14 protein-coding genes are annotated in these 21,941 nt (G+C 66.4%); 9 read left to right on the top strand and 5 right to left on the bottom strand.

Features of this window, described 5'->3' with window-relative positions:
• Window positions 1-13 precede the first annotated feature (13 nt).
• The 5 genes from ACQPW1_RS22870 to ACQPW1_RS22850 all read left to right on the top strand — a co-directional run bounded on the left by ACQPW1_RS22870 (window position 14) and on the right by ACQPW1_RS22850 (window position 4,964).
• Entirely contained in the window at window positions 14-1,003 is a 990-nt protein-coding gene (locus ACQPW1_RS22870; RefSeq protein WP_433664740.1) for a DUF4192 domain-containing protein, read from the top strand.
• A 152-nt stretch (window positions 1,004-1,155) separates the two neighbouring features.
• Window positions 1,156-2,076 carry a DNA-processing protein DprA gene (dprA, locus tag ACQPW1_RS22865; protein WP_433664739.1) on the top strand — a complete coding sequence of 307 codons (921 nt, stop codon included), beginning with the start codon at window positions 1,156-1,158 and terminating at the stop codon, window positions 2,074-2,076.
• Window positions 2,077-2,209: 133 nt separating this feature from the next.
• Window positions 2,210-2,722 carry a hypothetical protein gene (locus ACQPW1_RS22860; RefSeq protein ID WP_433664738.1) on the top strand — a complete coding sequence of 171 codons (513 nt, stop codon included), beginning with the start codon at window positions 2,210-2,212 and terminating at the stop codon, window positions 2,720-2,722.
• A 203-nt stretch (window positions 2,723-2,925) separates the two neighbouring features.
• Window positions 2,926-3,162, top strand: coding sequence for a hypothetical protein (locus ACQPW1_RS22855; protein ID WP_433664737.1), 237 nt, complete (start codon window positions 2,926-2,928; stop codon window positions 3,160-3,162).
• Window positions 3,163-3,272: 110 nt separating this feature from the next.
• A complete protein-coding gene (locus ACQPW1_RS22850) occupies window positions 3,273-4,964 on the top strand; it encodes a hypothetical protein (protein ID WP_433664736.1) in 1,692 nt (563 codons plus the stop codon).
• A gap of 360 nt (window positions 4,965-5,324) precedes the next feature.
• Here the strand turns inward: ACQPW1_RS22850 and ACQPW1_RS22845 are convergent, their stop codons facing one another.
• Entirely contained in the window at window positions 5,325-7,133 is a 1,809-nt protein-coding gene (locus tag ACQPW1_RS22845) for a transposase (protein WP_433665308.1), read from the bottom strand.
• Window positions 7,134-7,236: 103 nt separating this feature from the next.
• Here ACQPW1_RS22845 and ACQPW1_RS22840 point away from each other — a divergent pair, with 103 nt between their 5' ends.
• From ACQPW1_RS22840 to ACQPW1_RS22830, 3 genes are all read left to right on the top strand, one after another.
• Entirely contained in the window at window positions 7,237-7,767 is a 531-nt protein-coding gene (locus tag ACQPW1_RS22840; RefSeq protein ID WP_433664735.1) for a single-stranded DNA-binding protein, read from the top strand.
• 340 nt (window positions 7,768-8,107) lie between these two features.
• A complete protein-coding gene (locus ACQPW1_RS22835; RefSeq protein WP_433664734.1) occupies window positions 8,108-9,664 on the top strand; it encodes a hypothetical protein in 1,557 nt (518 codons plus the stop codon).
• 407 nt (window positions 9,665-10,071) lie between these two features.
• Window positions 10,072-10,449: a hypothetical protein gene (locus ACQPW1_RS22830; RefSeq protein ID WP_433664733.1), complete on the top strand. Its 378-nt coding sequence runs from the start codon at window positions 10,072-10,074 to the stop codon at window positions 10,447-10,449.
• 234 nt (window positions 10,450-10,683) lie between these two features.
• Here the strand turns inward: ACQPW1_RS22830 and ACQPW1_RS22825 are convergent, their stop codons facing one another.
• Genes ACQPW1_RS22825 through ACQPW1_RS22810 form a run of 4 tightly spaced genes read right to left on the bottom strand, consistent with a single transcriptional unit; the run spans window position 10,684 to window position 15,630 of the window.
• On the bottom strand, window positions 10,684-11,694 hold the full coding sequence (locus tag ACQPW1_RS22825; RefSeq protein ID WP_433664732.1) for a TniQ family protein: 1,011 nt from the start codon (window positions 11,692-11,694) through the stop codon (window positions 10,684-10,686).
• Between the two features lie 5 nt (window positions 11,695-11,699).
• Window positions 11,700-12,728, bottom strand: a complete 1,029-nt coding sequence (locus ACQPW1_RS22820) for an ATP-binding protein (protein ID WP_433664731.1) — start codon at window positions 12,726-12,728, stop codon at window positions 11,700-11,702.
• Window positions 12,725-14,830, bottom strand: coding sequence for a Mu transposase C-terminal domain-containing protein (locus tag ACQPW1_RS22815; RefSeq protein ID WP_433664730.1), 2,106 nt, complete (start codon window positions 14,828-14,830; stop codon window positions 12,725-12,727). Before ACQPW1_RS22815 ends, ACQPW1_RS22820 begins: the two co-directional genes overlap by 4 nt.
• Window positions 14,830-15,630, bottom strand: coding sequence for a TnsA-like heteromeric transposase endonuclease subunit (locus ACQPW1_RS22810; protein ID WP_433664729.1), 801 nt, complete (start codon window positions 15,628-15,630; stop codon window positions 14,830-14,832). The genes ACQPW1_RS22815 and ACQPW1_RS22810 overlap by 1 nt, the downstream gene beginning before the upstream one ends.
• 264 nt (window positions 15,631-15,894) lie before the next feature.
• Here ACQPW1_RS22810 and mobF point away from each other — a divergent pair, with 264 nt between their 5' ends.
• Window positions 15,895-21,882, top strand: a complete 5,988-nt coding sequence (gene mobF / locus ACQPW1_RS22805) for a MobF family relaxase (protein WP_433664728.1) — start codon at window positions 15,895-15,897, stop codon at window positions 21,880-21,882.
• Window positions 21,883-21,941: the final 59 nt, after the last annotated feature.

The following is a 21,941-nucleotide window of genomic DNA, read 5'->3' as shown; positions in this document are numbered from 1 at the left end:
GCCGCGTCGGTCTGTGTTGCTGGTGGCGGTCCATCAGCTCGGGTGTTGGCCCGACATTCACATCCGTGGCGGGATGGGAGTCCTCACCGATCTCTATCTGAGCTGTGATGACCGATTGGCCGGAGACTATGTCGCGACCACACCGATCCTCGCTCGCGCGATGCAGTTGTGCCGGCAGTTCAAACCCGACGCGGTCGCGGTCGTCGTCATCGATGACCCGCGACCCAACCGCCCGGTGCCGCGCGAATCCCATCGCGAGCTGGTGAACCTGCTCGGTGCCCGGTTACGTGAGACCGGCACCGAACTGCTCGACGCCTGGATCCTCACCGACACCACCGCCGGGCAGCAGTGGACCAGTCTGCTCGACGGTGACAGCGGCACCCTGCCCGCCCTGACCGATGATGGCTCCGATCTGCCTGCTACCCAACCCTTCCCACGCATCAGTGAGCGGCCCGCTTCCCTCGAACCCGACCCTGACCTCACCCGCCAGGTCGGCCAACTCCTGGCCCACATCCACATCAGCGACACCGAACCTCCGGATGCCGCCGAGGATGGTGACGACTGCACCGCTCGCCGCCGTGAGCAATTGCGATTCGTACTCACCCAGATCCATGCCGCCGATTCCGGTACCGACCTGGCGGCCCAGGACTTGGCGCGATTCGCGATCACCCTGTCCGACGAGACGATTCGCACCTGCCTGTATGCGCTGGCGACCGGACCGCGCGGCGCCGCAGCAATGCCGATGTGGACCCAACTGGTCCGGGCGCTGCCCGCACCACAGCGCACGCAGGCCACGATGCTGCTCGCGATCACCGCCTACACCGACGGCGACACCGCATTGGCCTCCACCGCCATCGACATCGCGCTGGCCGACGAGCCCACCAATTCCGCGGCGGTGACACTCTCGACCGCCCTCGCGTGCTCCGTGCCGCCAGAATACATCCGCGCCCTGTTCCGGCGTGGATATGCCACCGCCACCGAACTCGGTATCGACCTCGACTGATCCACGCGCACCGTCGGCTCCGAGAGATCCGATTGCGCCGATCCACGCCCGCACGGTGCTTGCCCGTGCCCTTCTGATCAAGGAGCTCCCATGAATGCACCTCTACGCCAGCATCATTCGGTTGTCCTTCACCCCGTGGTGGTGAGGCGGTGATGTCAGATGAGCGGCAACTGATGTGGGCCATCCTCGCTCGCGCGGCGTTGACCGCACCCCGCCAGGTCCGGTCGTTGATCAGCCAGGTCGGGCCCGAGCAGGCTGCGGAGATGCTGACCACCCGTGGCACCCTCATCGACATTCGCAGCGATCTGCGCGATGCCGCACGCCGCGACCTCGACCGCAGCGCGGCGTCCGACGGCTACCTGATGACCCCCGACGATCCGTCTTGGCCCGCGCGCCGACTGGCCGACCTCGACACCGAACACCTCGACACCACCGCACCGATCGCGCTGTGGACCCAAGGCAGCAGCCGGGTAGAACTGTTCGCCCACAACACCATCGGCATCGTCGGTGCTCGCGCCGCCACCGACTACGGCCGTCGAGTGAGCGCCGAGATCGCCGGCGAACTCGCCGACCGCGGATGGACCATTGCCAGCGGCGGCGCCTTCGGTGTCGACGCCGAAGCCCATCGCGCCGCCCTGGCCCATGGCGGGACCACGATCGCGGTCCTACCGACCGGGCTCGATCGCCCGCATCCGCACGCGCACACGGACTTGTTCGCCGAAATCGCCGCCACCGGATTACTGCTCAGCCAGTACCCGCCCAGAACAGAACTGGCCAGGAGTCAATTCCTTGCCCGCAATCGCCTCGTCGCTGCCCTGTCGCGTGCGGTGGTCATCCCCGAGTCCGGGCTGCTCGGCGGTACACGCAACACCGTGCGATGGGCGACCAAACTCGCCCGCCCAGTGTTCGCCGTGCCGGGCCCGATCCACTCCGCGGCCTCCGCAGGCTGCCACGCGATGATCCGCGACGGCGAAGCCGAACTGATCACCAGCACCGCCCAGATCCTCGACAGCCTCACCCCGCCCGCTGACCTCACCGTCGGGTCCTCAGCGTCGCCTTCCAGCACTTGTTAGGGCCACTGTCCCCCGCATCGCCGCACCAACCCGAAGGTCCGGCGATCACGCCGTCCGTGGATGCCGTGCCGACCGTGACCACGACGACACGGGGTCGCGCTTATGTGAACCACCAATGAAAGGAGACGCAGTCATGGGGCAGTACTTCAACGCGGTGTTCCTCGCGCCGGATTCCGACGAGATCCTCGGCGTGACATTCAGTGGGGTCCTCAAGATGAGCGTGTCTGGGAATTTCCGCTACCACTGCGCCCGGCCGGTCGAATCGGTCGAGCGGTTGCTCACCGAACCGACCCGCGTGGTCTGGGCCGGCGAGACCGCCGACCCTGAACCCGATCACCCCGTCCCGACCAACCTGCACATGCGGGGACTCGATGCTCCCCGTTTGCCCCACCTCGAGCAGGGTCCGCTCGGACGCTATCTGCTCAACCATGACCAACGCCGCTACGTCGACAAAAGCGCAGCCAACAGCAGCCGTTGGCAAGTCCATCCCCTCGTCGTCCTGACCGCCGAGGGCTGGTACGAGTACGACAGCGACAGCGGCGACCACGTCGGTGACTGGGCACGCGAGCGCATCACCGTCGCCGACACCGTCCCCGAAGGCTTCGAAGAACTGCCCTTCACCTACACCTACCCAATCCCTGTGTAGGCCCGGCGAAATCGCGTCCGCCCACGATCCCACCGGCCAAACCACGGCCAACCCGGCCATGCGATCGGTGAACAGCTCGGGATCATCGCAGCCGGATCGCCGTCCGAACTAAGACGCTCGCCAGCGCGCAGGTGTGCGGCCGCGGCCCGCAATCCATGCATCGAGTCGTCATAAACCCACTGACCGACCAGGAGGGACCATCCATGTCTGACATCACCGCTGTCGAGACCCTCACCCGCGAGCACTACTTGCGGCGGCAGTACCACGCCAAGGCCGGGCCGAGCACCGAAATCGAGGACACCACCGTGCTGGAGCGCTGGTGCTCGCAATGGCCGGACTGGCGCGGCAAGTACTGGACGCTCACCCCCGACGCGGACGAGGTGTTGCGACTGCACCCGATCAACGTCGCCGCACGACGCGCCACCACTCCAGCGGCCTGATATCGAACCCCGGGCTTGAGCCTGGGGTGTGTTCGTCACTGCCCATTTTCGGCGGGACAGCCCATCTCGATCGGTGGGCTGCCCCGCCGTCTGTCTTCGAAGGAGTCTCGATGTCCGACACCGAAATCGGCACCGCCACAGCCGTCCTCGACCGAGATACCGCGACGGAAGTCGACACCGGACCCGTCAGCGATCCGGCCGAAGCGAATGATCCGCCCGCAGATCTGCCTGTGATCGAGGCGAAGTGGATGCCGCCAGCCGAGCTGGTGATCGATCCGAACGTCCGGGAGAGCTTCCGGATCGAGGACCATCCCCTGCAGGTCGCCTCGATCAAGGAACGTGGGGTGAAGGATCCGATCAACGCGATCCGCGAGGCCGACGGATCGGTGCACGCCGTGGACGGCCAGGTCCGCCTCCTCATCGCGCTCGCGCTCGAGATCGAAGTGGTTCCGGTGTTCATCGTCGCCGCGCCGGTCGGGCTCACCGAGACCGAGCGTCGTATCGAGCGGATCTTCGATCAGATCAACTTCAACGAGCGCCGGATCCCGCTGACCGACGCCGACTACGCCGGTGGCATTACCCTGGCCCTCGACCTCGGCGCGAGCGTGCCCCGCGTCGCGAAGGCGTTGCAGACCTCCCGCGAAACCGTCAAGGCCAACGCGAAGATCGGTGCGTCTCCGACCGCGAAGGCGTTGCTGGAGACCGATCAGTTCAGCTTCGATCAGCTCGCGGTGATCGGTCACTACGAAACACTCGGCGATGCCGAGGCCGTGGCTCGGCTCAACCGGTGCACCCGATCCGGTTTCGCGCACGAGGTCGAGCTCATCTTGGCCGAACGCGCCGCTGAACGCGCCTACCTCGAAGCCGCATTGCCCTACGGCGCGTACGGGTTCGGGATCCTCACCGCCGAGCCCGACACCAGCAGCGCTGACGCCGAGTTCGTTCCGGCCGAACTCCTCGTGACCCCCGACGGCGAACCGGTCACCGCGGAGCTGGTCAACACCGACCCTGCCCGGTGGGTGGTGTATCTGCACCACGAGGAGGACGGGCAGCTCGTCGAGAAGAACACCGGCGCGATCGTCGAGCCCGAAGCTGTGGACTGGGACACCCAGGACAACACCGACGCGGCCCCGGCTCCTGGTCTGCTCCACGCCGATCTGGTCGAGCAGCGTGACCGGTGGGTGCCGTTCTGCTACCTGCCCGCCGATCAGTTGCCCGAGAGCGGTTTCCAGATGCTGGCGGTCACGGCCGCCCCTGCCGATCTCTCGGGTGACGAGAACGTTGACGAGGCCACCCGCGCAGAGGCGAACGCCGAGGCGGCCAGGCAGGCCGCGGCCGATCGTGAGCAGGCCCGCCTGAAGCGGGTCCGGGTCGAACAACTCAACATCCGTGGTGTCGCGGCCGCCGAACGGCGCGACGGTGTGCTGCTCAACTTCCTCAGCCGCCGCACCCCGCACACTGCGGCCTCCCGATACGTCGCCGAATCCATGGCGAACCGACTCGGCATGAACGATCTGCGCCAGACCCTGCACCTGCTCGGAGTAGGCGGCACCCGCGACGCGTTGATCAAGGCCATCCGGGCCGCGACGCCAGCACGCGCGTGGGTCATCGTCACCGCCATGATCGTCGCCCGCCACGAGAACAGCCTCGATAAGTCGCTGTGGCGCAACCACACCGCCGACACCGAACGTTATCTGCACTTCCTGGCCGAGGCCGCCGCCGGACTCGACTACACCCTCTCCGACGTCGAGCAAGCCGCCGCAGGCGACATCGACTACCGCGACATCGATCTCGCCGCCTGACCCGCACCGTCCTGGGAACCGCACACCTCGCTGGTGTCGATCACCGCTGCCAGCGAGGTGGCGCGGCGACCGCTGCCAGGGGATCGGGCGTCGACGCAACTCCTTGCGGTGGATCTGCCTTCGACTCCGCGTCCACACCCGGATACGAGCGCATGCATCCCCGACACCCTTCGGAGATTCCACGCCTCGCCGGGACAGCGACTCCCACCACGCCCAGACGGCCGGCGGCTTATCCCGATGGCACGTCAACACCTATCGAAGGAGAACTAGTCATGCGGGCTGTTGCGAAATGGGTGCTGGTGTTGCGGGCCGCGTAGTGGCCGGCAACACGGGGTTGGTAGATCCTCCCGGTCCTGCTTGTCAGCAGGGCGCCAGGGTGAGGTGGCGGGTTCCGATGGCTTTGAACAGGTTGTGAACGAGGGCGTGGAAGCTGAATTCTGCTGCGGCCCGGCTGGTTCCGCGGCTGGTGAAGCGTCGGAAGCCGAGGTTGTGTTTGGCGTGGCCGAAGGGGGTTTCGGCGATGTGGCTGCGTTGTTTGTAGAGGGCGGCGCCTTCTGGTGTGCGCAGCCGGTGATCCATTTGCTCGATCACCGGCGCGTCGGTGGGCGGGGGGCCGGTGGTGGGCCGGGTGCGGGCGGCGGTGGCCAGGTCACGGCGTTTGCCGATGGCGATGAGCCGGGCGGGCCCGGCGGCGGTGAGGTTATCGGTGCTCAGGTAGCCGGCGTCGGCGAGCAGCATTCCGATCGGGGCGGGTGAGGTTTCACCAGTGGTGTCGGGACCGGCCGGGGCTGTTACCGCGGCCGTGTAGTCGTTGAGAAGTGTTGCGATAGCAGGGTTTTCGTGTGTGTCTACGGGATGGTGGGCGGTGATGAGGTCGGCGGCGGTAGCGGCCTTGCCCATCATCTCGGCGAAGGCGGGACAGTCGCTGGGATTGTTGGCGACCCCGGTAGCGATGATCAGTCCGTCGCCGCAGGTGACGGCCTGACAGTTGAATCCCTGCAACCATCCCCCGCCGCGCAGCGGCATCGGGCGAGACTCGGGGTCGGTGATATTGCGCTGGGCGTCTTTATCGTTGCCGGCCCGCTCGGCGGCCTTGCGGGCCGCCCCAGCCCGGGTCACCGCCTCGGCCTGCGCGGTTACCGCCTGCGCGGCGACCGCACGATCCAATGCCCGGCGCACGCGTTTGACCGCGTACTCCTCATCCACCGGGGCGGGCCGGCGCCCGCGCCCGCCCGCCGCCAGCCAGCGCTCGATCTTGGCTTGCTGCGCGGCGCGGGCCTGTTCCCAGTTGCGGGTCAGCACCTGCACCCGGATCTCGGCCGGGGGCAACCCGACCCGGGGCCCCCGCTCGTCACGACGGCGCTGATAGTCAGCGACCATCGCATCACGAGCGACCTGCCTGGCCTGCTCACGCTCGCGCCGACGGGCCCCGGCCCCCTCACGCGCCTCGGCGCGAGCGGCGTTTTCAGCCTCCAACTCCGCCAACGCCGCAGCGATCCGCGCCGCCCGAGCCGAGGGCTCGACCAACTCCGTGGACATGCCCCCACCACGCTCATCGGGCCCGAACTGCTCGTCCTCGGCGGCATCGGTGGCCGCATGCTCGGCCGCCGCCGCCCGCGCGGCCGCCCGCGCGGCCGCCCGCGCCGCATCAGCGACGGCTTGCTCGCCAGCAGCCGCCCGCAACCCCTCCTCGGTGCGGTTCGCGCTCAACGACGCGTTCGAGGCGATCTTCACCGAATCCATCGCCACCACCCCCAACCGGCCCATACCCAGACGCGCGCACAACACCAGGACCTGGGTGAACAACTCCTCCACCACATCAGCCAGCTCGCCACGGAACCGGGCAATGGTCACATGATCAGGCACATCCCCGGCACAGATCACCCGGAAGGTGACATCACGCGAGCACAACCACTCGATCTTGCGCGAGGACCGCTGGCCTTGGGCCCACGCCCAAATCAACAACGTCAGCAACATATCCGGGTCATACCCCGCACGCCCCACACCACCAGTGCGGCGTTTGGCATGCAACCGCGAAGTGTCCAACCCCGCCACCGCCTCGATCACCAGCCACACCGGATCGGAATCACTCAACCACTCACGCATATCCGGCGGCATCAAAAACTGCTGATCACGATCCACCCAGCGATAACCCTTGGCCACCAACACATCATCGATCACCAACCCTCGACACACCCAACAACCCACAAATCCTGTTGCCCGGCCGCTACGCGGCCGGACAACACCCACCCACCATTTCGCAACAGCCCGCATGGCTGGAGATACACCACTGACCGTGATCGGGAATCTGACCGCGGATCCAGAGCTCCGGTTCACCCCCGCGGGTGTGGCGGTCGCAAATTTCACGGTGGCCTCGACCCCGCGCTATTTCGACCGCACCACCAACGAGTGGAAGGACGGCGAGGCATTGTTCATGCGCTGCAGCATCTGGCGCGAGGCCGCGGAGAACCTGGCCGAGTCGCTGACCCGGGGTGCTCGGGTTCTGGTCTCGGGACGACTCAAGCAACGCAACTGGACCGACGCCGAGGGCAACAAACGCAACAGCGTCGAACTCGACGTCGACGAGGTCGGTCCCTCGTTGCGCTACGCCACCGCCAAAGTCAACCGTACTTCCTCGCGCAGCCGCGCCCGGTCCACCATACGCACGTCCGACACCACTGCGGCGTCGGATCGTTCCGATCAACTGGTCGGTGCCGGGGTCGGTAGCCAGGCGGGCCAGGATCCGTGGCGGGAAGCCAACGGCTGGGGCGGGGCCTCACCCACCGACGAACCAGGGTTCTGAACCCGGCGGTTATGCGTGTGGTGAGGGCTGACCGTCTGGTCGACTGCCCGGCCTGACGAGTGCTACCAGCGCCAGACCCCGCCACGGCTACGGGCCCGCGCCCGGACGTCACCGAATTTCTCGGCGCGGCGCACCAGCTGACCACCATTCACCGTCTCCTGCGCAGAAATTCGATGCCGCCCGTCTCGGCGCGTTCCCTCCGCCGCGTCGGGGTCTGTCACTGGTCGGTCGCACTCAGGCCGGTCAGTCGACCAGCCGCCCAGCCCCGTGCCGGGGTTCGTGCCATGCGCGCGTGCCCGGCACGGGGCTGGCCCATTTCTCGGACAGACAGGAAATCGTGATGACCGCTGCTACATGCGTTGCCGAAGTTGCTGATCCGGCTGCCCTGACACCGTTCGCCAGTGCCCTGGCCCAGATCGAGTATCTGCTCGAGGTCGACCCCGATCGAGCACGTAAAGAGTTCGCCGCCGTGCTGAGCCTGGCTTCACCACAGGAGCGCGCCTTCCTCGAGGAGGCCGCGACGATCCTGTCTAGCAAACCTTTCCGCCAGGCGGCGCACCAACTGGGGTGGATGGCCAAGAACCGGCCCGAGGTGCGCCACATGGTCATCCACCTCACCGCCGACAGCAATCCCGACCTCTACCGACCAGCAATGCCCGACCCCAGCGAAGTGTCGATCGAGGCCGCCGAATGGGTCCGCCGCTCCATTCGCGAGTATCGCCGCGCTGACCGATACAGCGCGACACCCTCGCGAGACACTGACGACGCTCGCTTCACTCCTGAAGCGATCGCGCACCGCAGGGCTCGCCAGCCGATCGGCGCGGCGGTGCGGCGCGGCCTTCACGATCACCACGTGCACGCATGGCGACGCCGCCAAGATATTCAGTTCGCCGCTTACGCCGCCGATCGAATGTTCGCGATCGAAACCGACACCGATCTCACTGCGCCGGTACCGAACCCGCGCAAGCCCGCGCACTTGATGTGGGCTCACATCCAAGCCGCGCTGTGGGATCGCAGCTATTTCCTCTACGTCGCCGAGACCTACACCGAACGCGACCGCGATCTGCTCGCACCTCCCTCACCGGTCACCCGCGCGGGCAGCACACGGCAGGGGCGCTACGCCGCCCTCGACGATGCCGCTCAGACCTTCCTGGGCGAGGACATGACTGACGCAGCGCGGGGTGATCGCCGCCGAGGCGCTCGCCGCCGCTGGACCAACTTGCCCAAGCGGATCACTCCCGCCGACCAAACAGACTTCGCGCGCAAGCGGACCGGCCTCCCGGTGCCGAGCGATTACGACGAGTTCCTGCCCTACACCGAGCTCGACATTGTCGAGGACACCTGGCAGGGCTCGGGGTTGGACTACGACCTCGCCGCGATGAACCCCTACCACGGTTGGCCGTGTGTCGGATGCTGGATCGACCGCTGCGACAACGACCTTCGAGTGGTTCATCTCGTCGACGGCCACCGGGTCAGCGACGACGGCCTGTGCCGCGACTGCCGCGATGACGGCCGCCCCGGCATCGCGCCGCTGCCTGTTCCGTGGGGATTGCAGGAGTTCGTCCAATCTCGGTGCGCGCACATCGCGGCCACCCATCCTCAGCAAGCCCGCGTGATCCTCGACCGTATCCGCGCCGCAGCCGCGAACACCGGACTTACCTGGCGCATCATCACCCGCTGGATGGCGATGAACCTCGAGCAGCCCATCACCACTCGCTCTGCGCCACGTACACCGGCCCGCCGTCGGCGACAGCCCGCCGCGCTCGGAGCCGGACAACGAATCGGGCGCTGCGACCGCTGCACCAAACCCGGCGTCGTGCACGCCGACAGCCTGTGCACCTCATGTCGCGCCGAACTCGCCGCGATCGCCGAGCGCCGACGCTCCAGCGCCGCCTGAACCAAAGGCCCTACCTCGATCTCCGGTCCGCCGTGGCTACCTCTCGCCCACGGCGGACCAGATCGCTACCACCTATCCCCGCCCAGCTCGTCGGCGTTCAACACTCATCGGAGGTTGCAGAAGTGACCGACTTCTTGTCCGAGAACTGGGCCTGGCTCCTCGTCGTGGCCTGGTTCGCTCTCGTGCCGACCCACTGTCAATCCCATTGCCAGCGTTGCTGTCCCAGACCGCGCCGGTTCGATGCGGATCCGCGCTCGTAGCACGCGTCGTCTGGCCGTTCCTGACCGCCGAGCGCCGACGCACCAGCGCGCCTGAACCGAACGCACTACCCCGATCCCGGTCCGCCGTGGTGACCACATCCCGCGGCGGACCGGCCACCAATCCCTTCTCCCACGCAGGAGCGCATCGTGTCCCGATCCATACTCACTCGCATCATCGCTCGCATCGCGCCTTCGCTTCGAGCAAGACGCGGCCTGCGCATCAGCGTTCACCTCAACCAGGACGGCAGCGCGCTCGAACGCGGCTACCACGCCGGTGATCCCCTCACCCTGGTCTACCGAGACCACTTGCCCGATCTCGCCCCCGGCACCACCGACCGTGTCATCCTCGACCGCGTCTTCGCCGCCGCCAACGACAGCCCCGCCAGCCCTCACTACGAGCAACTCGCCCATCACTGGGCAGCCCACGGCCTTCGCTCACTCTCGGTCGGCGATGTCGTCGTCATCGGCCGTCGCGCCTTCGCCTGCCAACGTTTCGGCTGGGACCGCTGCCCGCCCCGGCTCTGACGCGACCTGCGCTTCGATTGCGCGCTCAGCCGGGACTGAACCGCTCTACCTCAGTCCCGGCTCTTCCACCTCGCTACCCCCTCCGCATCAAGCCACGCGTACCATCAACTCTTCTTCACCACTCAATTCGCATCTCGCCCTCTCTCTCTGTCGCTTCCCGCTTGGTCTGTCGGGACTGTGTTCGCTGACCTGCGGTTCGCCATTTGGTGTGTCGTCGTGCTTGGTCGTTGCTTCTCATTTGAAGTGGCGGATTTCGGGGAGTGGGACTTCTCGGCTGCTGGCGGTTCGGGCGGTTTGCCAGTGGTTCTCCCGGGTTTCCTGATGCTTTCGACGGTGCTCGTCGACCCAGTGCCTGGCTGGTGAGTCTGGCTGGCTGATTCTCTCGGCGAAGCCGAGAGGCTGCCCGAGGCGACGGCTAAGGAGCCGATAGAACGGTCGGATCTGGTAGTCGTATTCGGCCAGGGCGACATAGCGTCGCCACTTCAGGTTGCAGGTCACCTCGGCGATGGTGATCGCTTCCGGTAGCACGATCACCCCGTTCGGGACGTGTGCCCCAGCGACAGCCAATGCCGTTCGGCGGCGCTGCCATTGGTCGCGTAGCGAGTCCGACAGGTTGGTGAACCGCATGGTTGTGGTGAGCCATCCGACCGGGATTCGCTGGGCCCACCAGATTTCGCCGACTGCCCATCGGGAGTCTTCGGTGGATGCGATCAGGCGTTGGCGGCGCTTGACGGCGGTGATGATTTCTGGTGTTTCGGCGAGGTCGAGTTGGTGGGGTTCGTGTTTGTGGGTGGCGACCCAGCGTCGATGACGGCGGCAGATCCCGGGAGCTCGATGGAGATAGACCCGGATGTCGGGTGTGCCGGGTAATCGGGCGATGCATCGTTCGCAGGCACGGCGGATGCGGCTGCTGTCGGCGAAGACCTGGAACGCCGGTGACCGGCGATCTGGTTCGCCGCAGCTCTGTTCGAGGGTGGGCAGCCGTTGTCGCAGGTCTTCGAGGTCGATGCCGCTGAAAGCCGCCAGACGTAGTTGGGCGGGTTCGTTGAGGGTGACGTCGCGGTTGGCGATCATCGTTTGCGAGGGCGCGGTGTTGAGTGGTTCGCCCAGTGCCCGCAGAAGTGTTGTCGGGCGGTCGAGTTCATTCGCGGCGGCCAGACGCAACACATAAGACAAGGTGGTTTCGCCCTGGACCGGGCGGACTCGGAACGGCAGTCGTGCCGCGTCGTCTTGCCAGAGGTCCACTCAGGTCACCGCTTGGGTCGGCGCGGCGGCTCGTATTGATCGTTGGCGGCGATGTCGAGGATGACCGCGTCGAGGTGGGTTCTGGTGATCTTCTCGCTGCTGTCGCTGATCGCGTCGTTGGCCGCCTCGTAGATGAGTTGATCGAGACTGCCGATCATGCCGCTGGTGCGGGCGTGCAGATAGGGCGCCAGTTCGATCAGTGTTCCCGGTGTGTGATGGTGAAGCCGCAGTGAGCGTTCCATCGTCGCCACGAGTTTGATCCAGTCGCGTTTGGCCTCGGCGGTGTGGTGGGCGAACGGTTCGGTCGAGACCGGGATGAACCGGCCGGCGATCTGGCGACCACGGACCCCAGTGAACAAGCTGGTCTCGGCGAGGTCGAGCCCGGCGTAAACGAACGTCGCCGAGATCGTGTCGAAGAAATACTTCAGCTGATCGGAGGCGTCTTTCCCCTTGCGGGTCGTCAGGTCCAGACGATGGATCTCATCGACGAGGACCAGCCCTGTGCTCGCGCGGCGCATCACCGCCGCGACGGTGTGGGCCAACGCTTGGGGGCTGTCGTGGCGCCCGACCGGCAGTCCGAGGAACACCGCCATCTCCGCGGCCAATGCTTTGGGGTTGGCATCGGGCGGGACGACGATATAGACGACCGGGATCCGGTCGGGGATGCCGGGATTGCGACGCTCGAACTCGACCTGGAACTTCTTGCCCAACTGGGTGATCGAGGTCGACTTGCCGGTGCCGCTGGAGCCGGAGACGATCAGCCCGCGACGGCCCAACTGCTTGCCACGGTTGTTGATGATCAACTTCGAGCCGGTGTGGATGATCTTGCGGATATCGGGGGTGGCGACCAACAGCAGCGAAGAGTGATAGTCCTGGCGGGCGTCGTCGTAGACTTCACGCTCGAGCCCGTCCAATTTGCGCCAGTCGGCATCGGAAAGCAGCTGCGGCGGTTCGGGGTTGGCTTGAGCGATGAACGCCGACCAGCCCTGTTTGGTGGCCAAGGGATGACGCGAGTAGAGCATCGAGTCACTCACCAGCGGACCTCGCGATCATCGAACGGATCGAACATGCCGAACGGCACCACCTCATCGGCAGCGACCTCCACCGATTCCTCGGTCGAGCCGACAGCGGTGTCGGTGGCGGCGGGCAACGCGAGCGGTGGCGGCGCTGGGTCGGCAGGCCAGTCACCGATCGAAGCGGTCAGCTCGGCAGGCAGATGGTTGGTCATCGCCCGGGTGGAGAGGGTGCGCGCCAGGGCGCGAGTCGCGTGCGGGCCAGCCTCGGCGCGGCGCAGCAGCGCCGCCAGGATCACCGCCACCGCCATCTCGTTGGCATCATCGACGCCGCGGTCGGCGGCGATCTTGCGTGCCGCGCGCCAAGTGAAATCGGCGAATGGTTGCCCGACGACACCCTGATGGGTCCAAGGGACGGTGAACCAGCCTTTGCCGCGGTGGTTGCGCACCCAGATCCGGGAAACGTCGTAGGGGTCGTAGTGGATCTCCCAGCGCCCGCCCCGGCTGCTGACACCCGAACTCTGCCGCGCCCAAGGCCGCAGTTCGGGACTGTTGTAGGTGCGGTAGTCGATCTGGATCCCGCCGTCACCGATCGCCCGCCAGTCCGCGGGCAGCAGTTCGATGTAGTCCTGACCGGTCAGGGTCACCGGAACATACCCAGCCGCCGCGATCATCGCCGCGTAAGCGTCATTGGGCGAGATCGCCTGATCAGGAGTGAACGGATGACGCAGCCCCTCATGAGGGCGTGTCTGCCAACCGGCGAGGACCCATTCGTCGAACAGCTCCTGCAAATCCGGCAACGACCAGACCGCGCGTTCGCCGACATCAGCGCCGCGCCGGGTGACATCGCGGCCGGTGTAGCCACTGACGTGCTGGCAGAACAACGTGTTGATCGAGGAGAACGTCCGCTCGACGATCGCCTTGTCCGTGGCCGTCAACTGATGGGCAGGCTGAACCGAGATGCCGAGGGTGTCCGCCGCGCGCAGGAACACCTCCGACAAAAACACCTTCCCGTGATCGATGACCACGGTGTCGGGAACGATCACCGGTTTGGCCGCCGCCAACGCCAACCGCGCATCCAGCGACACCATCCGCTGATGCGGGATCCGCGACGCCGACATCGCCAACGCCTGATCCCATCCCGGCCGCATCGGTTCGGGAACCATCACCCGCGCCAGGATCAGTGCCGCGTCAACGGCTTTCGCCCCGACCGGGCGCAGCACACCCGCGCAGATGGTGCGGGTGGCGATATCGATCGCCAGCACCAACTCCGCGCGCCCGATCACGCCGTCGTCCATCACCGCCATCACATCCAGCGGTGTCGCATCCAACTGCACCTGTTCACCCGGCCGCGCCGCCAACGTCGCGGTGTAGACGCGGTCGGGTTTGTTCGCGCTCTGCCGACGAGTCACCGCCGAGCCGAAGGTGTGCCGCCCCTTCGACAACACATCAAGCAGCCGGTAGCACGTCGCTTGCGACGGCATCGCCACCACACCCTCACCGTGCTCATCATCGAGCAACTGCCGGATCTGACGGATAGCACGGGTTTTCGTGCCCGTCGAGGTTCCGGTCTGCGCCGCGACGACCGTGGTCGCCGCCGCGACCACCCGCGCATCGACGTTCCCGGTTGGTGTCAATGTCCGGACGTAGCGCGAATCGACCAAACCCCACAAACCCTGCTCTCGATAGCGTCGCCGCATCCGCTGAACCGTGCGGGCACTGGTCTTGCGGCCCGCCGCAGTCAACTCCGCCGCCTTCGCCTGCTCCCGCGCGGTCAGCGTCCGGGTCACCGGGTCATACTCGGGCCGCGCGGTCGCCGCGACCTCATCGCCCGGCGCAAGGCCCGTTTCGACTTCGATGACGTGGCGTTCCCACTCCCTGGCCTCGGCCAGCACCGCCTCCGGCAAAGTGTCGAGCAGGTTGAACGGTTCGATCTTCGGTGCCGGTCCCGATCCGACGAGCTCAAAATCCGCTGCCGCCAACAAATACGGCAGGGCCACCACACTCGCCTCCCCGGCGTTCGACAACAACCGGATCCGGGTGCCGGAGATGGCGACAACAGTGTGGCCCATCCCGCCGAACACCACCTGATCCCCCACCGACAACACACTTGGCCGCTCCATCACCGACCACCCGCCGACAGCAGCTCATCCGACAGACTCGCCACTTCAGACAGACTCGCCACCTTCGGCGCTACCCGCACCAGCGTGCGATGCGACAGCACCACCGACAGATCCGCCACCAGCCACCGACGCCACACCAAGTGATAGAGCACCGGCAGCGTCCCCAGCGGATCACCCGCCGACTCCGCGCCATCCATCAACGGCCCCGGCCCCTCGAACACCGCCAGCAGCCGCGCCGCCACCTGCTCATCGAAACAGCGCGGATGCCGATACCCCGCCAGCCAACGATGATTCGCCGCCACCACCGGGTCCACACGATCCCAGACCGCGTACTCCCACCCCACCATCTCGCAGGCCCGCGCGGTCGCCGCGAACGCCTCACGATCACGCCCGGCGATCAGCTCGAACGGACGCGAGTCCAGCACCAGTACCCGCCCGCCCTCGAGATGCACCAGAAAGTCCGGCGTGTGCTGTCGCGGCCCGTCCCCACCCGACCAGATCAACCGAAACGGTTGAGACACAAGGTCGACAACCGCGGGGTCGAAGTCCAATGCCACCAGATGATCCCGCTCGACCCACGACTCGAACCCGATCCGCCGCCCCAACGTCGCCGACCAGTACCAGCCAGGAAAGTTACGTTGACCTCGATACGAGGGAAACGACCGCACCGGCCCGGCGATCTCGCCGACCAGCCCCGGCAGCGACCGCCACCCCACCCGGCGCTCGACACCGGCCCCGGCCACGAACACGGCCTCGAATTCGTCAGCGGCGCAGCCTGTCTCATCTCTCGGTCCCAGCATCAGAACATCTCGCCACATCAGCTGAGAATCCGCCACCCCACCGCCACATCACATGAGAACTCGCCACATCACATGAGAACTGACACTCTCCACCACCACCACTCTCACCTCTCCCACCCCTCACCTCTCCACCATTTTTCACAAGCAGACCTCTTGCATTTAGGGTAACGATTCCATAACGCCCTGGGGATTTCGTGGATTTTACGCAACCAGCGTTAAACGAAAGACTGGCACCATTGAGCCGACAGGGCGCTTGATAGATGTGTGACCGCGACGATTCATAAAGTCGTGGCAGGCAATGGGTATCAATATTATCTGCGCAATGTCGCCGCGAACGACGTCTCTTCCCGGGGTCGTTCCAGCCTTGCCAACTACTACTCCGCGCAAGGGGAGGCTCCTGGCCGCTGGCACGGCTCCGGATTAGCCGCGCTAGGCATCGATGCTGGTGACGAAGTCACCGAAGAGCAGATGAAGTCGCTGTTCGGGCTAGGGCGTCATCCGAACGCCGAGGTCATCGAAACCTGTGTATACGACGAACAGGTACGCCTCGGCGCCAAGCACAAAGACGCCGCCCGTGCCGCCGATCAGGCGAGTCGTTTAGGTCACCCGTTCCGGCTTTATGCCGAGGTTTCCGAGTTCCGGAAACGGTGCGCGAAGGCGTTCGAGCAACACAATACCGCGAACGGATTGGCACCCGATGACGCTATTCCTGACGCAGATCGGTCACGGATTCGTACCCATGTCGCGTTCGATATGTTCACCGAACAGTACGACCGGGCTCCGGTTGACGCGCGGGAACTGTCGGGGTGGGTAGCCAAGAACTCGCGCCCTAACACCACCGCAGTTGCGGGTTTCGACATCACGTTCTCACCCGTCAAGTCGGTGTCGGCGTTGTGGGCGGTAGCGCCGCGTGCGGTATCGGAGAAGATCGAGGCCGCACACCGTGCCGCGGTCAAGGATGCGTTGCGGTGGTTGGAGAAGAACGGGATCTTCACCAGGCTCGGCCGTAACGGTATCCGGCAGGTCGATGTCGAAGGCTTGGTCGCCGCGGTTTTCACCCATCGGGATAGTCGCGCCGGGGATCCGGACCTGCACACCCACGTGCTGATGGCCAATCGGGTGCGCACGCTCGATGGCAAGTGGCGCACCCTCGACGGCGCCACGATCTACGCGGCGTTGGTGACAGTCTCGGAGATCTACAACACCCGCCTCGAGCATCACCTCGAGCGGATGGTCGGGGTGGAGTTCGCCGAACGCGCCGGCCAGGACCCGTCCAAACGCCCCATCCGCGAGATCGTCGGTATCCCAGCAGCATTGCTCAGCGCGTGGTCGCGGCGCGATACCGCAATCACCACCCGGCTCGGGCAGCTCGCCGCGCAGTTTCAGCAGCATCTCGGCCGCGAGCCGACGCCGGGGGAAATGTTCGATCTGGCTGAGCGTGCCACGCTGCAAACCCGGCCGACCAAACACCTGTTGCGCTCGCTCGCCGAGCAACGCAGAGCATGGCGGGCTGAGGCTCTGCAGCTGTTCGGTGGGCGAGAAGCATTGTCCCGCATGGTTAGTGCAGCGTTGAATCCGAGCCGGACTCGGCGCCCCGCGATCACGGCGCAATGGATAACGCGCACCGCCGAGCGGGTGGTCGAGGTCGTCTCCGAGCACCGCGCGACCTGGCAAGCGGCCAATCTGCGCGCAGAAATCGAACGCCAACTCCGCGGACACGTGACCGGCGAAGACTGGGAACACGTAGCCGAAGCGATTCTGGCCGAGACCATTTCCCCCGCATACGCCGTTGCCCTGGACGATCCGGACCTGGCTGATCAGCCGGAACTTCGGTCGGTGCCGGTGCTGTTGCGGCGCCGCGACGGGGCCAGCGTGTACACCTCGGCGCTTGCTCAGCGCTACACATCGGCGCGCACGTTGTCGGTCGAGCAGCAGCTGATCGAGATGGCGGTGCAGCCTGGCGCACGCCAACTTTCGCCCGACATCGTCGAGGCTGCGGTACGCGAGTACAACACGGCCAATCCCGATCGGCTGCTCAACGCCGGGCAGATCAGCGTGATCGAGGGTTTCGCCCAGTCGAGTTCGCGGGTACGCACGACCAACGCGCCCGCGGGATCGGGCAAGACCACCGCGATGGCAGTGCTCACCGATGCCTGGCAACGCAGCGGTGGGCAGGTCCTCGGGCTCGCCCCGACCGCGGCCGCGGCGGCGGTGCTGGGTGAGTCGATCCACGTGCGCGTCGAGACCGTCGACAAGGTCCTCGACGTCCTCAGCAACCACGCACCCAGTCCCGACAACCTTGCCCTGGACCGCGAATTCCCGCCGCCGTTGCCGCAATGGATCCTCGATATCGACCCCGAGACGTTGGTGATCGTCGACGAGCACGTCAAAATCGGCAACCTCAAACGTCTTCGGCTGCTGCGGTATCTGGCCGACCGCGGCGCAACGATCCGCTGCATCGGTGACCCGCGCCAGCTCGCAGCGATCGAAGCCGGTGGCGCCGATGCCGACATGGATGCCGCGACCCCTGAGCCCGCGCTCACCTTGACCCACGTCGTGCGCTTCGACTCCACCGGCGAAGCCACCGCGAGCCTTCAACTGCGCGAGGGCGATCCGACCGCGCTCGGCTGGTATCTGGACAACGGCCGCATCCACGCCGGACACGAAGGCGCTACTCACGACGACGCCTTCACTGCTTGGACCGCCGACTATCTCGCCGGTCGCGACACCGTCATGCTGGCCGCCAATCACAAGGTCGTCACCGAACTCAACGCTCGCGCCCGCGCCGACCGCCTCGCCCGTACAGGCAGGCCAGGGGGTGAGCAGTCGGCGCTCTGCGACGGTCTTGCGGCGTCGGTCGGTGACACGATCCGCACCCGCCACAACGATCCGCGGCTGCGATTGGGGGCCTATGACTGGGTGCGCAACGGCTACGCATGGACCGTTACCGCGGTCCATGACGACGGCAGTCTCACCGCCATCCACCAACGCCCCGGCGGAAAACTCAGCCACAGTGTGCGGCTTCCCGCCGTCTATGTCGGCGAACACGTGCGCCTGGGGTATGCGACAACGATCGATTCCGCGCAAGGAATCACCGCCGATACCTGCCACGTCGCACTCACCGGACACGAGTCGCTACAACAGCTTTACGTCGCGCTCACCCGCGGGATCTACGCCAACCACGCCTATGTTCCGACCGCGTTGGACGGTTCCGAAGCCTCGTTTTGGTCCGAGCCGGCGGTCTATCCGCGCACCGCCGTGGAGATTTTGTTGCGCGTTTTCGGTCGCGATGGTGCACAGAAATCAGCACACACGATGCTGCGTGACGCGCTCGACCCGCACCGGCGCATCGGGCGCGCACTCGATGTCTACCTCGATGCGGTCGGCCTCGCCGCCGAAAACGCCCTCGGCCCCAACGGTCTCGATCGCCTCGACACCGACGCTGACGCGGTCGTTCCGCATCTCACCGACTGCCCCGCCTACCCCGTGCTGCGCCAGCATCTGGCGATGATCGCCCTGTCAGGTCGCGACCCGATCGACGCGTTACGCGCCGCGAAGAACGCCCGCGAACTCGACACCGCCGACGATCCTGCCGCTGTGCTGGACTGGCGACTCGACCCGACCGGCGCCCACTCCACCGGTCACGGACCGCTCCCGTGGGCAACCGGGATCCCCGGCGGCCTGGACGCCGGACACGACTCCGCCCAACTCTCGGCCCGCGCGCGCATCGTCGCCGACCTCGCCGACCAGATCCGCAACGATGCGCGGGCGTGGACCCCAGCGTCCGCCCCGCGCTGGGCGCGTCCACTCATCGGCGCAAACTCTCATCTCGTCGAAGACCTCGCGGTGTGGCGTGCCACGCTGCACCTCGATGACCGTGATCTGCGCCCGACCGGGCCGGCACGCCACTCCGTGCTCGAACGAGACCATCAGGAACTGCTCGACCTTCGCGTCACCGACGTCCTCGGAGACCCGCACCGCCCGGCCAATACCTGGGCGCCCGTAGTCCAGAACATCGCAGCGCGCGTCACGACCGACCCGTGGTGGCCGATCCTGGCCGACAAGATCGAGACCGCTCACCGTGCCGGAATCGACATCGAAACCCGCCTCACCGACGCCGCACACGCTCGGCCGCTGCCCGATGAGATGCCCGCCGCCGCACTCTGGTCCCGGCTCGAACTTGAACCCTCCGCCCTCGACACCCCCCACGGCCACACCCTGCGCCCGGACTGGATCACCGACCTGCACACAGTTCTCGGCGACTCGATTGCCGAACGCGTGGTGGAAGACCCGGCCTGGCCGCGGCTGGTCGCCGCGATCGACCGCACCGGAGGCCGTGAATGGACACCCTACGAACTCCTCGCCACCGCACACGAACTCATCCTCGGCGCCCAACCCGACGGCGCAGCTTCGTTGCGGCCCGACCAGCTCGTGAGCGCGTTGGCGTGGCGCATAGATGCACTGCTTCGCGAACCCAACCAACCCCAACCAACCCCCACCGAACCCGACCCGGACATCACCATGCACCCACACGACACGGAACCCGAGCCCCAACCGCCCGATACGTCCCGGGATGACATCACCGAAAATGCAGCACCACGACCACCAAGCCAGCAAGCCAACGCCGACAACGACTTCCGAACCGTGCATCCCGACGGCGTCGCGACGGTCGCAGCGTTGTTCAGATCCGGCGATATCGCCGCGGCCCGGCGCGCCTTTCACGAGCTCGACCAGAGGCTCACCGATGAGCAGCGCTTCATCCTCGAACGCGTCGGCACCACGCTCTACCGCTATCCGTTCGTCAACGCTGTCGCGCGATTGCGGTGGGCTGCAGATCAATACCCGCAACACCGCGACCTCATCATGGCCTGTACCCCCGAGCATGACCCGCACGCCTACCAACCGACTCCCATGCACCCCAAACGACGGCCACCGCGCAATCATGGGGCGGTCCCCGCCCAAGACCACCCCGACCAGCTCGACCCCACCCGCATGCGTCCACTAGCTTCAGACACCGAAACCGCTGCCACACAACAACACCAGGACTACACCGACAACCGCGGCGACGTCGACGACAAACCCGAATACTGGCCGATCCCCCGCGGGGTCGACCACCCCTATTACGTCGCGCCGTATCACCGCGACCGCATCATGAACGGACCCGAATACGGCGAAGACGACCCCGACTACGACCGTTTCGCCGTCCGCAACACCCGTGACTTGCCGTGTGTGGCGTGCGGTATCGGTCGCGCCGCGAACGAAGCCCGTCCGATACCGCCCCGACGCAGCGACGACGGTTTGTGCGGGGAGTGCCGCGACGACAACCGTCTTCCTATCCCCGACCACGATCCCGCCGACCATATCCGCGTCCGCTGCGACCACATCGCCGCCACACATCCACCCGAGACGATCCGTGGCCTGCTACGCCGCGACTGGCACGCCGCCCGCACCCTCGCCGAACGCCTCGCCATCAGCACCTGGGCTGAGTCCCAACTACCTGCCGAAGCCGCTCAACTCGGCGTTCCGTCCGACCCGATCGAGCCAAACCCGTTGGCCGCGTTCACCGACAGCCAACTCCAGCAACACATCGACGACCTCGAATTGCGCATCACCCTCGTCGATGACGACGCCACCCTTTACGGCCCTGCCCCCGAAACCTCCAGTGTTGACACCGACTACGACGAGGCCCTTCGCCGCCACCACACTGCCCAGAAAGCGATCCGCACCGCCCGCACCGCCGAGAACACACTCGGGCAAGCCGTCCGCGACCTGCACGCGCTCACCACCGAAATAGAGGATGCACGAGCACGTCTGGACGCCACACCTGGTTACCGTCGCAGCGCACGACACGACCTACAGGCCCACGTCGATGCACTGCTGACCCAGCAGCAAAACGCCACCCGCACACGGGAATCGGCCCGCACCACTGCCCGCGACGCCCGACGCGAGGCCACCCTCCACGTCGGCTCTGTCGACCAATGGGACCGAGTCCTGGCCACGCCACCGCCGCAACGCACCGACCACCAACCCGCCACAGCCAACGACTCCGCCGCTGACCAGCAAGACCAGATCGCTGATTACCAGCACCAACTCGAGCGGCTACGCACCGAACAACAGCGACGCACCGCACTCACTACGGCCCAGCGGACAGACGAACAACAGCGACATCAATCCGCTACGCAGGAGGACGGCACGGTCGAGTTCACCGACTATGCGCTCCCGCACCAGCCCGACACCGATCTCGGCCTTTGACGATCGAACCAGGATGAATTGCATTTGATGAGCCCGCCGGCAGAAGCTGTAGGGTCTCG

This window comes from Nocardia sp. CA-128927, from assembly GCF_050955855.1.
Taxonomy (GTDB): Bacteria; Actinomycetota; Actinomycetes; order Mycobacteriales; family Mycobacteriaceae; genus Nocardia.
This window is presented reverse-complemented; position numbering and strand designations above follow the sequence as displayed.